Below are 13,167 nucleotides of genomic sequence, written 5' to 3'. Positions count from 1 at the left end.
GCTTATCTGTCCCCTTTCGCGTCTTTGATGCGGTCGATGAATTCGTCGAAGAGATAGGCGGTGTCCTTGGGCCCGGCGCTGGCCTCGGGATGAAACTGCACGGTGAAGCAGTTGTAGCGCTCGTAGCGGATGCCCTCCACCGTGCCGTCGTTGGCGTTGACGTGGCTGATGCGCCCCAGGTTGGTGTCAAAGCTGTCACCCTCTACGGCGTAGCCGTGGTTTTGGGAGGTGATGAAGGTGCGGTCCAGATCCCGGTCCTTGACCGGCTGGTTGGAGCCGCGGTGGCCGTATTTCAGCTTGCAGGTGGCGGCGCCGGTGGCCAGGGCGGTGAGCTGGTGGCCCAGGCAGATGCCGAAGATGGGCACCCCCGAGGGCAGCAGCTTGGCGATCTCGGCGATGATGGCGGTGTTCTCCGCCGGGTCGCCGGGGCCGTTGGAGAGCATGATGCCGTCGGGCCGCAGGGCCAAGATCTCCTCGGCCGAGGTGTGGCCGGGCACCACGGTCACGCGGCAGCCCCGGTTTTGCAGGGAGCGGACGATGTTGCGCTTGTAGCCGTAATCGCAGAGGACCACGTGGTAGTCCCCCTCGCTCCCCTCGGCCTTGGGGAAGGAGGCGGGCGCGGTGCAGGAGACGGCGGCCACCGCGTCGGCGATGGTGTAGGCGCGGATCTGCTCGAGGAGGGCGTCCTTCTTCGACTCGTCGTAGGCGGTGGTGATGGCCCCGTTCATCACCCCGGACTCCCGCAGTTTCTTGGTGAGGGCCCGGGTGTCGATGCCGGCGATGGCGATGACGTTTTGCGATTTGAGAAAGGCGTCCAGGTCCATGGCCACCCGGAAGTTGGAGGGGGTCTCGCACCACTCGCTGACAATGTAGCCCTTGACCCAGCTGCGGCCCGACTCCATGTCGTCGTTGTTGATGCCGTAGTTGCCGATGAGGGGATAGGTCTGGGTGACGATCTGCCCGTAGTAGGAGGGGTCGGTGAGCACCTCCTGATAGCCGGTCATGCCGGTGTTGAAGACCGTCTCGCCCACCGTGGTCCCCTCAGCCCCAAAGGAGACGCCGGGGTAGACCGAACCGTCCTGCAGGACCAGCCAGGCCCTCTTGGTTTCATTCTGTTGCATGTGATGCCTCCCTGTATAAAGCGGTGTTTGTATTCTTATTTGTATATCACCGGTCGGTGCGGGCCAGGCCGCGGATCTCACTCACCGCGGCAAATCCGTGGCGTTCCAGGTACCGGTCGATGCCGTCGATGATGTCCAGGCAGATGTCGGGTTTGACGAAGTTGGCGGTCCCCACCTGCACGGCGGTGGCCCCGGCCAGCAGAAATTCCAGGGCGTCGCTGGCGGAGGCGATCCCCCCCAGACCCACCACCGGGATTTTGACCGCCCCGCAGACCTGATATACCATCCGCAGGGCAATGGGGCGGATGGCCGGGCCGGAGAGGCCGGCAAAGAGGTTGGCAAAGACCGGCTGCCGCCGCTCCACGTCGATGGCCATGGCCTGGAAGGTGTTGACCAGGCTCAGGGCGTCGGCCCCGGCGTCCTCGCAGGCCTGGGCCATCTCGACGATGTTCTCGGCGTTGGGGGAAAGCTTGACCATCAGCGGCTTTTTGCAGACCTTGCGCACCGCCGACACCACCTGATGGGCCGACTGGCACTGGATGCCGAAGGCCATCCCCCCCGCCTTGACGTTGGGGCAGGAGATGTTGAGCTCGAGGATGTCGATGTCCGCCTCGCTCAAGAGGGTGGCCCCGTCCAGATAGCCCTGCAGGTCGCTGCCGCCCAGGTTGGCGATGACCGCGGCCCCGCAGCGGCGCATGAAGGGGAGGTCGTCCCGGAGGAAGGCCTCGACCCCGGGGTTTTGCAGGCCGATGGAGTTGATGACCCCGCTGGGGGTCTCGCAGATGCGCTGCCCCTCGTTGCCGTACTTGCCCCCCATGGTGAGCCCCTTGGAGGAGATGCCCCCCAGCCGGCCCACGTCGAAGAAGGGGGCGAACTCCTGCCCAAAGCCAAAGGTCCCCGAGGCGGCGATGACCGGGTTTTTCAGCTCCACCCCGCAGAGGTCGGTTCGCAGATCGCTCACAGGATCACCTCCTCGGCCCGAAAGACCGGGCCCTCTTTGCAGACGCACTTCGCCCCGTGGGCGGTCTTGCAGGTGCAGCCCAGGCAGGCGCCCACCCCGCAGGCCATGTGCCGCTCCAGGGAGAGTAGGCAGCGGACCCCGGCGTCCAGGCAGGCCCGGCCCAATTTCTCCATCATCACCTGGGGGCCGCAGGTCAGCACCCAGTCGTAGTCGGCCACCGAGAAGAGGTCGGTGACAAACCCCTTCTGCCCCTCGCGGCCGCTGTCGGTGGCCACCGCCACCCGCTGCACCGCGCCCTGCAGGCTCTCCAGCTCGTAGCTCTGGTCGCGAAAGCCGCAGAAGAAGTCCACCTGGCAGTTTTGCAGGGACTTGGCGGTGTAGACCATGGGCGCCAGGCCGATGCCGCCGGTGACCACCGCCACCCGGCCGCTGACCTCGCCCACCGGGAAGCCGGTGCCGGCGGGGCCCAACAGGGAGACCTGTCCCCCCGCCGGCAGCTGGGAGAGGAGGCGGGTGCCCCGCCCCCGCACCTCGTAGAGGAAGGTGACCGTCCCCTCGCCGGCGTCGTTCACGCTGATGGGGCGGGAGAGGAGGGGGTCGTTCCCCTCCCAGCCGCGGACCATGTAGAACTGGCCGGGGGCCGGCTGGGGAGCGCCCCCCAGATCGACCTTCATCTTGTAGACGGTCTCGGTCACCCGGTCGTTTTGTAGGATCTTATTTACCGTATACGCTGCAGGCACTGGCGATCTCCTCTCTGGCGCGGAGGACCTCTTTGCGGGAGGCCTCGGCGAACTGTCTCTCATCCCCGTCCTTCTTGTAGGCCAGCAGCACCCCGCGGGAGGAGTTGACCACCCCGCCGTTGCCCCGGCAGAGATAGCGGGCGATGTCCTCGGCCTTGCCGCCCTGGGCGCCGTAGCCGGGGATCAGGAAGAAGGTGGAGTCCAGGGCGGCGCGGATGGTCTCCGCCTCCAGGGAGGAGGTGCCGCCGATGACCGCCCCCACCGGGGAGTAGCCGTAGGTGCCGATGTAGGGCTTGCCCAGCTCCTGCACCTTTCTGCCGACGATGTCGTAGAGGGGCTCCCCCTCGCTCTGCAGGTACTGAAAGTCCTCCCGCCCGGGGTTGGAGGTGCGCACCAGGATGAAGAGGCCCTTGCCGCTTTGCTCCACATAGGGGAGGTAGGGGGTGACGCTGTCGAGCCCCATATAGGGGCTGAGGGTGACGAAGTCGGCCTCAAAGTCGCCGGTGAAGTGGGCCTTGGCGTACATCTCGGCGGTCTTGGCGATGTCGCCCCGCTTGACATCGGCAATGGCGACCAGCTCCCGCTCCCGCAGGTAGGCCAGGGTGTCCTTGTAGGCGCGCAGCCCGTCAAGGCCCAGGGACTCGTAGTAGGCGATCTGCACCTTGAAGCAGCCCGCCACATCGGCGGTGGCGTCGATGATCTGCCGGTTGAAGGCAAGGACCGCCTCCCCCGGGGTCTGGTACTGTGCGGCCAGCCACTGGGGCACGTAGGAGATGTCGGTGTCCAGCCCGACGCAGATGGGGCCGCGGGCCGCCACCGATTCGTACAGTTTGTCGGCAATACAGATGTTCACAGCAGGTTCCTCCTTGTTTTACAGTCCGTTGTATTTTATCTGTTTATTTCAATTTGTCATTCCCCGTCCCGGGTGTAGGTGACCCTTCCCGCCTTGACAGTGCACTCCACCCGGCCGGTGAAGGTCTTGCCGTCAAAGGGGGTGTTTTGGGATTTGCTGTGCAGCTTGGCCGCCTCGACCCGGTAGGGGGCCGCCTCGTCCACCAGGGCCAGATCCCCGTCAAAGCCGGGGCGCAGCAGGCCCTTGTTCATCCCCAACAGCTGGGCGGGGGCTTGGCTCATCATCCGGGAGAGCGCCTCCAGCGGCAGCCCGTTTTCCCGGCAGAGAACGGTGTGGCAGACCGAAAAGGCGGTCTCCAGCCCCACCATCCCCGGCGACCCGGCGGCCTTGTCCGCCTCGGTGTGGGGGGCGTGGTCGGTGGCGATGGCGTCCACCTCCCCTTTCAGGCAGGCCTGGATGAGGGCCTCCACATCGGCCCCCTGGCGGATGGGGGGATTGACCCGGTAGCCGCTGTCTTTGAAATAGAGGTGGTGGGGGGCCACCTCGCAGGTCACCCAGACCCCGGCGCCCTTGGCGGCGGCGATGGCGGCCATGGCCTCCCGGGTGCTGACGTGGCACAGGTGCAGGTGGGCGCCGGTGTGGGCGGCGAGGGCGATGTCCCGCACGGTGGCCAGGTTCTCCGCCAGCCGGTAGTCGTAGGGGGAGATCTCCATCTCCTCGGCGTGGGAGAGGACGGCCATCCCCTTTTCCCGGGCAATGCGCATGGCCCGCTCCATCACCGCGGCGCGGGCGACCCCCCGGCCGTCCTCGCTGATGCAGCGCACCTCGGCGGTGAGGCCCTTCAGGTGCTCGGTGGTCTCGCCGTCAAAGTGCTCGGTGACGCTGACGCACTGGTGCAGGTCCACCAGCCCGACGGCCCGGGCCCGCTCCATCGCGTAGCGGACCCCCTCCATGGAGGAGCAGACCGGGTCGGTGTTGGCCATGCAGTTGACGGCGGTGTATCCCCCGGCGGCGGCGGCCTGGCTGCCGGTGGCGATGTCCTCCTTCTGGGTGTAGCCCGGGTCGCGGAAGTGACAGTGCAGGTCCACAAAGGCGGGCAGCACCGTCTTCCCCCCCGCGTCCAGCACCGGGCAGCCGGCGGGGACGGCCAGCTCCCGGCCGACGGCCTCGATCAGGCCGCCGCGGATGTAGAGGTCGGCGCGCAGCCGCCCGTTCGCGTCGCAGAGGACGCCGTTTTTCACCAGCAGGTCCATCGGTCTCTCCTCTCTCAATCGGCCAGTTGGTCGCAGTACCAGCAGCGCAGCCGGCCGCCCTCCTCCACAAAGCGGGGGGGCTGGGTGGGCTCGGCACAGGCCACGCACTTGGGGTTTTGACAGCGGTGGCCGGGGTGGTCCCCCGCCGGGGTGCGGGTGGGTTCCAGGTGGTTGCGGGCCCCGGTGACCGGGTGGCCGTCGGTGACCCCCAGCACCTTGCAGAGAAGGGCCATCCGGGCGAACATCCCGTACTGGGCCTGCTTGAAGTACCAGGCGCGGGGGTCGGCGTCCACCTCGGTGGCGATCTCGCTTACCCGCGGCAGGGGGTGCAGGACGATGGTGTCGGCCCCCGCCCCGGCCATCTTGGCCGCGTCGAGGATGTAGCAGTCGCGCAGCCGCTCGTACTCGGCCCGGTCGGCAAAGCGCTCCCCCTGCACCCGGGTCATGTAGAGGACGTCCAGCCGGCCGATGCACTCCTCCATGGTGCGCACCTGGTGGAAAGCCGCCCCCGCCGCCTCCATTTGGGCAATAATATAGTTTGGCAAAGACAGTTCTTCAGGCGAGATGCAGTAGAAGGTGACGCCTTCGTACCGGCACATGGCCTCGATGAGGGAGTGAACTGTTCTGCCAAACTTCAAATCGCCGCAGAGGCCGATGGTCAGGTGGTCCAGTCGGCCTTTTGCGGTGCGGATGGTGTAGAGGTCGGTGAGGGTCTGGGTGGGATGCTGGTGCCCGCCGTCCCCTGCGTTGATGACGGGGATGCCGGCGTAAAGGGTGGCCGCCCGGGGCGCCCCCTCTAAAAAGTGCCGCATGGCGATCGCGTCGGCATAGGAGCTGACCATGCGGGCGGTGTCGGCCACTGTCTCCCCCTTGGAGGTGGAGGAGGCCGCCGCGCTCTGCACCCCAAAGACACGGCCGCCCAGGCGGAGCATGGCCGCCTCAAAGCTGAGGCGGGTGCGGGTGCTGGGCTCAAAAAAGAGGGTGGCCAGCAGCTTGCCGTCACAGGCGTGGGCGTAGGCTGCCGGGTCTTTGACGATGTCGTCGGCCAGGGCAAAGAGCTCGTCCAACTCCCGGGGGGAGAAGTCGGACGGGGAGATGAGATTTCTTCCTGCAAGCATGGGCATTTCCTTTCTGCGCAGCGGCAGGGCCGGAGGTCTTTTGCAAACAAAACCGGCCCTGTCTCAACAAAGGCGGCCGTCACCAGCCGCTCGCGTTCCTGTCGGGCGCCCTTTATAAAGGAAAGGCGGCGGACAAAAGAAAAGGAAGAACAAAACCCGGTTTTGTTTTTCCCTCCTGTCCGGCGCAGAGCGCCACATATTAAGTTGTATTTTAGCAAGTCGTGCCCGATTTTGCAACGGTGTGGAAACCTTTTTCCCGGGGAAAATGCGGTAAGGACAACCGCTTTTTTTGTGAAAAGTTCCAGAGTGTTTGCAAATTGTCCGGTTTGGGTTGCGCCCCTCCCCTTTTTCCGATATAGTGTAGACAGCTATTTCCCTTTTTCAGAGAGGGGCATTTTGGCAAGTCAGCGGCTGGCGCGGCTGTTCCCCCAGGGGAACGGACCGCCCGGCCGCTTTTGGGTGGACCGGGGGACCCGGCTGCCCGGGAGAGGAGATTTCCCTGTGAAACTGCAACATCTGTTTGACTCGCACGCCCACTACGAGGACGCTCTGTTCGGCGAGGACCGGCACCGCATCCTCGCCGGCCTGCCCGACCAGGGGGTCGAGTGGGTGCTCAACTGCTGTTCCGACCTGGGGGTGGCCCCGCTGGTGGTGGCGCTGACCGAGCAGTACGACTTTGTCTACGGCTCGGTGGGGGTGCACCCCCACTGGGTGCTGGAGACGCCGGAGGACTATCTGGACCAACTGGAGCGGCTGGCCCGCTCGCCCAAGGTGGTGGCCCTGGGGGAGATGGGGTTTGACTACTTTTTCGACGAGCCCCGGGACCTGCAGGAGCGCATCTTCCGCGGGCAGATGGATCTGGCGCAGCAGCTGAAACTGCCGGTCATCATCCACGACAGGGAGGCCCACGAGGACACCTACCGGGTGTTGGAGGAGTACAGGCTGCCGGGGGTCGTCCACCGCTTTTCCGGCAATGTGGAGGGGCTGCGCCGGGTGCTCGACTGGGGGATGTACGTGAGCTTCAACGGCGACATCACCTGGCCGGAGTACAACGAGACCGCCCTCAAGGTGCTGGCAGCCACCCCCATGGAGCGGCTGCTCATTGAGACCGACGCCCCCTATATGCCCCCCAAGGTGCTGGAAGGGCAGCTCTGCGATTCCGCCATGCTGCCCCACATCGTCGAGGTGATCGCCCAGGTCAAGGGGCTCGACCCGCAGGAGGTCTGTGACATCTCCGCCAAAAATGCGCGCGAAATTTATGGTATAAATTAACAAACTGTACACAGGCGGGTATTGTTTTTTTGGGCTGCACATACTATAATGAGTTTAACCTACTGAAGGTGAAAGGGAGGAACGACTATGAAATTCAGCAAGCTGCTCTCGACCTTGGCGGTGCTGGCTTCTGCCGCGGGGGTCATTTACCTGGCATACAAGTTCTTCAAAAAACACTGTGTCTGCTGCTGCGACGACGACGGCTGCGAATACCTGGACGCCTACACCGACGAGTTCGGCGAGGACGACGAGTATGCCGACGAGTGCGGCTGCTGCTGTGGCGAAGAGGACGAGGACTGCTGCTGCGACGAATGCGCCGCCGAAGAGGCCCCGGCCGAGGAGAGCGACGCCCCCGCAGAGGAAGAGGACGAAGAAGAGAAATACTAGTCGAAATGTTTTTGGTCAACACCCGCATTTGGGTGTTGACTTTTTTTTGTCCTGTGATATAATAAATCTTGCACTTGAGAAATAGATATCGCGGAGTGGAGCAGTCTGGTAGCTCGTCGGGCTCATAACCCGAAGGTCGTAGGTTCAAATCCTGCCTCCGCAACCATGTGTTTACACCATCAGCACAGCGCTGGTGGTGTAATTTTTTTGCCGGCAAAGCCCCCGTCCCGCCGGTGGGGCGCTCCCCCAAAAAGCGTTCGCTGCAATCGCCGGGCCAAGCGGACCGCCAAGGGCCGAAGGGCGTTGGGAAGAGGATGCCGCAAAAGGGCAATCCCGCCCGTTTGCAGGCCGCAGGGCAGACGGGTGAAAAAATCTCGGTGCGCCTTCACACGCCCGCCGCCACCAGTCCCCTATGGGGGCGGTTCGATCCCCCGGCTTTGCCGGTGGGGATGGCCGGTCGCCCGGCAAAACCCGCTCTACAAAACCACGCTCCTCTTCTCTTGAAATATCACTCCATTCTTCCTTTTTCGACAAGTTTCTGCTACACTGTTGAAAAAGGGGGCTTATATGATGAAAAAATTGCTGAGTGGAGCCATCGCCGTATGTCTGATCTGTGCCGCGCTCGTGGGGTGCGGCAAAGGTGGGGAGACCGCCGCCTCGGTCATTGCGGATCTAAAGGAAAAGGGCGTTCCCATCTCCTATTCCATCGTCTATGACGACGCGACCGACCCCAACGGCGAAGGGCCGCACGATTACAAGGAAAAGGGCAACTTTGCCGACAGCCGTCTGGAGACGGCGTACGACGAAAGCGAACCCGAGAGCGGCTCTGTGGAAATCTACAAAAGCGAGGCCGCGGCAAAAGCCCGCGCCGACAAGCTCAACTCTTTCAGCGTCCTGGACCTGCTGCAGTACCAAATCGTCAAGGGCAACGTGCTCATCCGTCTGAACAGCGCCTTTACCGAGGAGCAGGTGGCGGACTACACCGACGCCATCGGCGGCACCCTGTACCACTCTCCCTCCGCCTCGGTGCACCAAAGCCAATACGCCTACGGCAAATTCTTTGTGGAGCACGCAAAACAGCTCAAAGAGGGGATGACGCTGGCGGAGGCCACCGCCATCATGGGCTTTGCGCCGCGCACCTCCGCCAACACCTCCATCTGGTTTGACGAGGGCAGCAACAGCACCGTAATGGTCATTGTCGAGAGTGGCGTGGTCAAGACCATCAACGCCATTTTGGAAGAATAGGGGAAAAAGGGCACGGACAGGGCAAAAAAGGGCGCACCCAGGTGCGCCCTTTCCAGTGAACAGGGAAATGCGGTCTCCCGCAACATTCCGTCGCCCTCCTTTCGCAAATCCCTTTTATTTTAAGGGGAAAGCTGTATACTAACGGAGAGAGCATTTTAAAACACCCCGATTCGCGGGGGAAGGGTGGCGACGGATGGAGATCATCAGCAGCAAACACGTGGTGGACATCGTCTGCCGGACCCTCGGGCGGGTCGACCGGCGGCTCACCGGCCATGGGGAGCGGGTCGCCGGGCTGGCCCTGCAACTCCTCCTCACCCAAAAGGGGGAGGCACTCTCCCGCAGGGAGATGGATCTGGTGTTGGCGGCCCTCTTTCACGACGTGGGGGCCTACAAGACCGACGAGATCGACGGCCTCCTCTCCTTTGAGCGGGAGGGCGGCTGGGACCACGCCGTCTACGGCTACCTCTTTCTCAAAAACCTCTCCCCTTTGGGGGCGGTGGCCGACGCCGTCCTCTACCACCACTGCCCCTACCGGGAGCTGCGGCAGATCGACACCCCCCACCGGATGGGCGCCGCCCTCATCTGCCTGTGCGACCGGGTGGACGTGCTGGTGCAGGCGAGGCGCAAGGCGGAGATCCCCGCCCTGCTGGCGCGGGAGCGTGGCAATCTCTTTGACCCGCTGCTGGTGGACCTCTTTTTGCGCGCCGACAGCGAGCGGCAGCTTTTGGACCAGGGGGAGGGCGCCCTCTGCGCCCCCCTCTGGGTGGCGGCCTCCCGCCTCTCCTTTGACGAGGGGGAGAAGCGCGCCTTTTTGCAGATGCTCGCCTACTCCATCGACTTTCGCAGCGAGTGCACGGTGCTGCACACCATCACTACCGTCAGCGTCAGCCTTGCCATCGCCCGGCTGCTGGGGCTTGATGAGGACACCCGGCGGTGCATCTACTACGGAGCCCTCCTCCACGACCTGGGCAAGGTGTCCACCCCCGTCTCCATCCTGGAAAAGCCGGGGCGACTCACCGGGGAGGAGATGGCTGTCATGCGGGAACACGCGGCGGTCACCGGCGAGATCCTGGGCGGATTTGTTCGCGACGACATCTACCGCATCGCCGTGCGCCACCACGAAAAGCTGGACGGTTCCGGCTACCCGCTGGGGCTGCGGGGGGAGGAGTTGAGCCTGCCCGAACGGGTGGTGGCGGTGGCGGACATCGTCAGCGCCCTGGCCCGGGCGCGCAGCTACAAGGAGGCCTTTGACCGGGAGCGGGTGCTGGCCATCCTGGGGCAAATGCAGGCGGCCGGAGCCATCTGCCCGCAGGTAACCGCCCTCGTCTGCAACCACTACGACCGGCTGATGGAGAGCGCCCGCGCCGGCAGCGCTCCCGTGCTGGCCCTCTACCAGGGGGTACTGCGGGAGTATCGCGCCCTCTCGGCCGAGATTCGGGCGGTCTCAGGCCCCGACCCGGCCTGAAAGCACCGCCCTCTCTTCCCCCACCGTACAAAAAAACACCGCCCCGTCTGGGGCGGTGTTTTTTTGTCGCTATAAAATAGTGTTGACCTGCTCTCCGGCCAGCCATTTCTCGATGTTTTCAAAGACGATCTTGCACCGGGCCTCCATCGACTCGCGGGAGGCAAAGGCCACGTGAGGGGTGACCAGGATGTTTTTGCAGTGCAGCAGGGGGTGATCGGCGGGCAGGGGGGGCTCCACCTCAAAGACGTCGATCCCCGCGCCGGCGATGGCGCCGCTGTCGAGGGCTTCCGCCAGGGCCTGTGAATCCACCACCGGGCCGCGGGCGGCGTTGAGGAGGAGGGCGCTGGACTTCATCAGCCCCAGCTTCTGGGTGTCGATCAGGCCGCGGGAGGAGTCGTTGAGGGGGCAGTGCAGGGAGACGATGTCCGACTCCCGCAGGAGGGTCTCAAGGGAGACATACTCCACGATCCCCTTGGCGTTTTCCTTGGGGCGGGGGGCGTAGGCCAGGATCTTGCAGCCGAAGGCGGCAAACAGCTGGGCGGTGCGCAGGCCGATGGCCCCCGTGCCCACAATGCCGACGGTCTTGCCGCCCAGCTCACTGCCCACCAGGCCGTCTTTGGTGCCGCCGGTCCGGCACCGCTGGGACACCTGGGGCAGGTTGCGCAGCAGGGAGAGGGCCATACAGACGCAGAGCTCGGCCACCGCCTGGGTGGAGTATCCGGCGGCGTTGCTCACCGCGATCCCCTTGGCGCGGGCGGCCTCCAAATCCACGTGGTCGACGCCGGTGAAGGCCACGTCGATGAACTTCAACCTGTCGCAGGCGGCGATGACCTCGCCGGGCAGGGGCATGTTGGCCAGCATGACGATGTCGGCATCCTTGGCCCGCTCGATCATCACCGAGGGGTCGGTGTCCTTGGGGTAGGCGGCAAAGGTATGGCCCGCCTCCACCAGAGGTTTGGCGCAGGCGTTCAGGGTCTCGTCAGAGATGCCCAGGGATTCCAGCAACACGATATTCACAGGGAAAGCACTCCTTTTTTGCAATTTGTATCTATCATACCATCCCTTGCCCAAAAACTGCAAGGGGCGGTGCGCGCCGCCAACCTCCTCAGGCCCGATCGATAGAGGATATTGCTTTGGCAAAAAGCAGTTGTTTTTTTACTCCTCCCCCCGAAATGCCCGCGCGGCCGCCACCGCCCGGGACCAGCCCTCCAGCCGGCGCGCCCGGCCGGCCTCGTCCATCCCGGGCTCAAAGATGCGGGCCAGCTGCCAGTTGCCACGGATCTCCTCCTGGCTCTTCCAGTAGCCCACCGCCAGACCGGCCAGATAGGCGGCCCCCAGGGCGGTGGTCTCGATGCAGGCGGGCCGGTGGACCGGCGCGCCGATGATGTCGGACTGAAACTGCATCAAAAAGTCGTTGGCGCAGGCGCCGCCGTCCACCCGCAGGGCCTGCAGTTCCAGCCCGGCGTCCGCCTTCATGGCCCCCAGCACGTCGGTCACCTGGTAGGCGATGGATTCCAACGTGGCGCGGATGAAGTGGTATTTGCTTGACCCCCTGGTGAGCCCGAAGACTGCGCCCCGGGCATAGGGGTCCCAGTGGGGGGCCCCCAGGCCGGTAAAGGCGGGCACCACATAGACCCCGCCGGTGTCGGGCACCTTTTGGGCCATGTACTCGCTGTCCTCGGCCGACTCCACCAACTTCATCTCGTCGCGCAGCCACTGGACCGCCGCGCCCCCCACAAAGATCGAGCCCTCCAGGGCGTAGGTCACCCGGTCTCCCAGCCCCCAGGCGATGGTGGTGATCAGCCCCTGGCTGGAGGAGACCGGCTTCTCCCCGGTGCAGAGGAGGAGGAAGCAGCCGGTGCCGTAGGTGTTTTTGGCCTCGCCCGCCGCAAAGCAGGTCTGCCCGAACAGGGCCGCCTGCTGGTCCCCCGCCGCCCCGGCGATGGGGATCTCCCCGCCGAAGATGGAGGGGTCGGTGAACCCGAACACCCCGCTGGAGGGGCAGACCCGGGGCAGCATGGAGCGGGGGATCTGCAACTTCTCCAAAATCTCATCGTCCCAGTCCAGGGTGTGGATGTTAAAGAGCATGGTGCGGGAGGCGTTGGAGAGATCGGTCAGGTGGCAGCGCCCCTTGGTCAGGTTGTAGATCAGCCAGCTGTCCACCGTCCCAAAGGCAAGCTGGCCGGCGTCCGCCTTCTGCCGCGCCCCCGGCACCGTGTCGAGGATCCAGCGCACCTTGGTGGCGGAGAAGTAGGCGTCGATGGGCAGCCCGGTCTTGGCGCGAAACCACCCCTCCAACCCCTGGGCCTTCAACTCGTCGCAGAAGGGGGCAGTGCGGCGGCACTGCCAGACAATGGCGTTGTAGACCGGCTCGCCGGTCCGCCGGTCCCAGACCACCGTGGTCTCCCGCTGGTTGGTGATGCCGATGGCGGCCACATCCCGGTGGGTGGCGCCGATTTTGTACATGGCCTCCTGCGCCACCCCGATCTGGGTCGACCAGATCTCCATGGCGTCGTGCTCGACCCAGCCCGCCCGGGGGAAGTGCTGGGTGTACTCCTTCTGCGCCAGGGAGACCATCTTCCCCTCGCGGTCAAACAAAATGCAACGGGAACTGGTGGTCCCCTGGTCCAGCGCCATGATGTAACGGCTCATTGCCGCCTCTCCCCTTCCTCTGGCCCGGCCCCGCAGGTGGGGGACCGGCGCAGAGCGGCCCTCCCCGCGCCGGACGCGGGGAAAAGCCGCCGTTTTTTCA

At 64.9% G+C, this 13,167-nt stretch carries 11 protein-coding genes, 1 tRNA gene and 1 pseudogene; 5 read left to right on the top strand and 8 right to left on the bottom strand.

Translation table 11 applies throughout. The annotated features are described in order from the left end of the window. Nucleotides 1-2 precede the first annotated feature (2 nt). The 6 genes and pseudogenes from BN3266_RS01285 to pyrB all read right to left on the bottom strand — a co-directional run. Entirely contained in the window at nt 3-1,121 is a 1,119-nt protein-coding gene (locus BN3266_RS01285) for a carbamoyl phosphate synthase small subunit (RefSeq protein ID WP_059003147.1), read from the bottom strand. Nucleotides 1,122-1,167: 46 nt separating this feature from the next. Then, nucleotides 1,168-2,073: a dihydroorotate dehydrogenase gene (locus tag BN3266_RS01280; RefSeq protein ID WP_059003824.1), complete on the bottom strand. Its 906-nt coding sequence runs from the start codon at nt 2,071-2,073 to the stop codon at nt 1,168-1,170. A gap of 5 nt (nt 2,074-2,078) precedes the next feature. Beyond that, nucleotides 2,079-2,822: a dihydroorotate dehydrogenase electron transfer subunit gene (locus BN3266_RS01275; RefSeq protein WP_059003146.1), complete on the bottom strand. Its 744-nt coding sequence runs from the start codon at nt 2,820-2,822 to the stop codon at nt 2,079-2,081. Further along, entirely contained in the window at nt 2,797-3,675 is an 879-nt protein-coding gene (gene pyrF / locus BN3266_RS01270; RefSeq protein ID WP_438819057.1) for an orotidine-5'-phosphate decarboxylase, read from the bottom strand. The genes BN3266_RS01275 and pyrF overlap by 26 nt, the downstream gene beginning before the upstream one ends. Before the next feature lie 56 nt (nt 3,676-3,731). Beyond that, entirely contained in the window at nt 3,732-4,928 is a 1,197-nt protein-coding gene (locus tag BN3266_RS01265) for a dihydroorotase (RefSeq protein ID WP_059003145.1), read from the bottom strand. A 203-nt stretch (nt 4,929-5,131) separates the two neighbouring features. Next, nucleotides 5,132-6,046: pseudogene (pyrB, locus tag BN3266_RS01260) on the bottom strand (aspartate carbamoyltransferase); the annotation flags it as partial. A 501-nt stretch (nt 6,047-6,547) separates the two neighbouring features. Here pyrB and BN3266_RS14020 point away from each other — a divergent pair. The 5 genes from BN3266_RS14020 (at nt 6,548) to BN3266_RS01235 (ending at nt 10,415) form a co-directional block, all read left to right on the top strand. Next, the gene (locus BN3266_RS14020; protein WP_195891586.1) at nt 6,548-7,318 is read left to right on the top strand and encodes a TatD family hydrolase; all 771 of its coding nucleotides are present in this window, start codon (nt 6,548-6,550) and stop codon (nt 7,316-7,318) included. 87 nt (nt 7,319-7,405) lie between these two features. Further along, complete coding sequence (locus BN3266_RS01250; protein ID WP_021658477.1) at nt 7,406-7,705, top strand: hypothetical protein; 300 nt, start codon at nt 7,406-7,408, stop codon at nt 7,703-7,705. 89 nt (nt 7,706-7,794) lie between these two features. Next, nucleotides 7,795-7,871: transfer RNA gene (locus BN3266_RS01245), tRNA-Met, on the top strand. A gap of 404 nt (nt 7,872-8,275) precedes the next feature. Next, entirely contained in the window at nt 8,276-8,950 is a 675-nt protein-coding gene (locus tag BN3266_RS01240) for a hypothetical protein (protein WP_059003143.1), read from the top strand. A 193-nt stretch (nt 8,951-9,143) separates the two neighbouring features. Beyond that, the gene (locus tag BN3266_RS01235) at nt 9,144-10,415 is read left to right on the top strand and encodes an HD-GYP domain-containing protein (protein WP_059003142.1); all 1,272 of its coding nucleotides are present in this window, start codon (nt 9,144-9,146) and stop codon (nt 10,413-10,415) included. A 69-nt stretch (nt 10,416-10,484) separates the two neighbouring features. Here the strand turns inward: BN3266_RS01235 and BN3266_RS01230 are convergent, their stop codons facing one another. Together BN3266_RS01230 and glpK are read right to left on the bottom strand one after the other, a co-directional pair. Next, a complete protein-coding gene (locus tag BN3266_RS01230) occupies nt 10,485-11,432 on the bottom strand; it encodes a 2-hydroxyacid dehydrogenase (RefSeq protein WP_059003140.1) in 948 nt (315 codons plus the stop codon). A gap of 138 nt (nt 11,433-11,570) precedes the next feature. Continuing rightward, the gene (gene glpK, locus BN3266_RS01225) at nt 11,571-13,067 is read right to left on the bottom strand and encodes a glycerol kinase GlpK (RefSeq protein WP_021658472.1); all 1,497 of its coding nucleotides are present in this window, start codon (nt 13,065-13,067) and stop codon (nt 11,571-11,573) included. Nucleotides 13,068-13,167 lie beyond the last annotated feature (100 nt).

It is taken from the genome of Bittarella massiliensis (ex Durand et al. 2017) (genome assembly GCF_001486165.1).
GTDB classification, from domain to species: Bacteria; Bacillota; Clostridia; order Oscillospirales; family Ruminococcaceae; genus Bittarella; species Bittarella massiliensis.
The sequence above is the reverse complement of the archived record's forward strand: the minus strand, read 5'-3'. Positions and strand labels throughout refer to the sequence as shown.

Bases quoted from the DNA above. Each gene is read 5' to 3' on its own strand.
- BN3266_RS01285 (WP_059003147.1), bottom strand. From the start codon at position 1,121: ATGCAACAGAATGAAACCAAGAGGGCCTGGCTGGTCCTGCAGGACGGT.
- BN3266_RS01265 (WP_059003145.1), bottom strand. From the start codon at position 4,928: ATGGACCTGCTGGTGAAAAACGGCGTCCTCTGCGACGCGAACGGGCGG.
- BN3266_RS01250 (WP_021658477.1), top strand. From the start codon at position 7,406: ATGAAATTCAGCAAGCTGCTCTCGACCTTGGCGGTGCTGGCTTCTGCC.
- BN3266_RS01240 (WP_059003143.1), top strand. From the start codon at position 8,276: ATGAAAAAATTGCTGAGTGGAGCCATCGCCGTATGTCTGATCTGTGCC.
- BN3266_RS01235 (WP_059003142.1), top strand. From the start codon at position 9,144: ATGGAGATCATCAGCAGCAAACACGTGGTGGACATCGTCTGCCGGACC.
- glpK (WP_021658472.1), bottom strand. From the start codon at position 13,067: ATGAGCCGTTACATCATGGCGCTGGACCAGGGGACCACCAGTTCCCGT.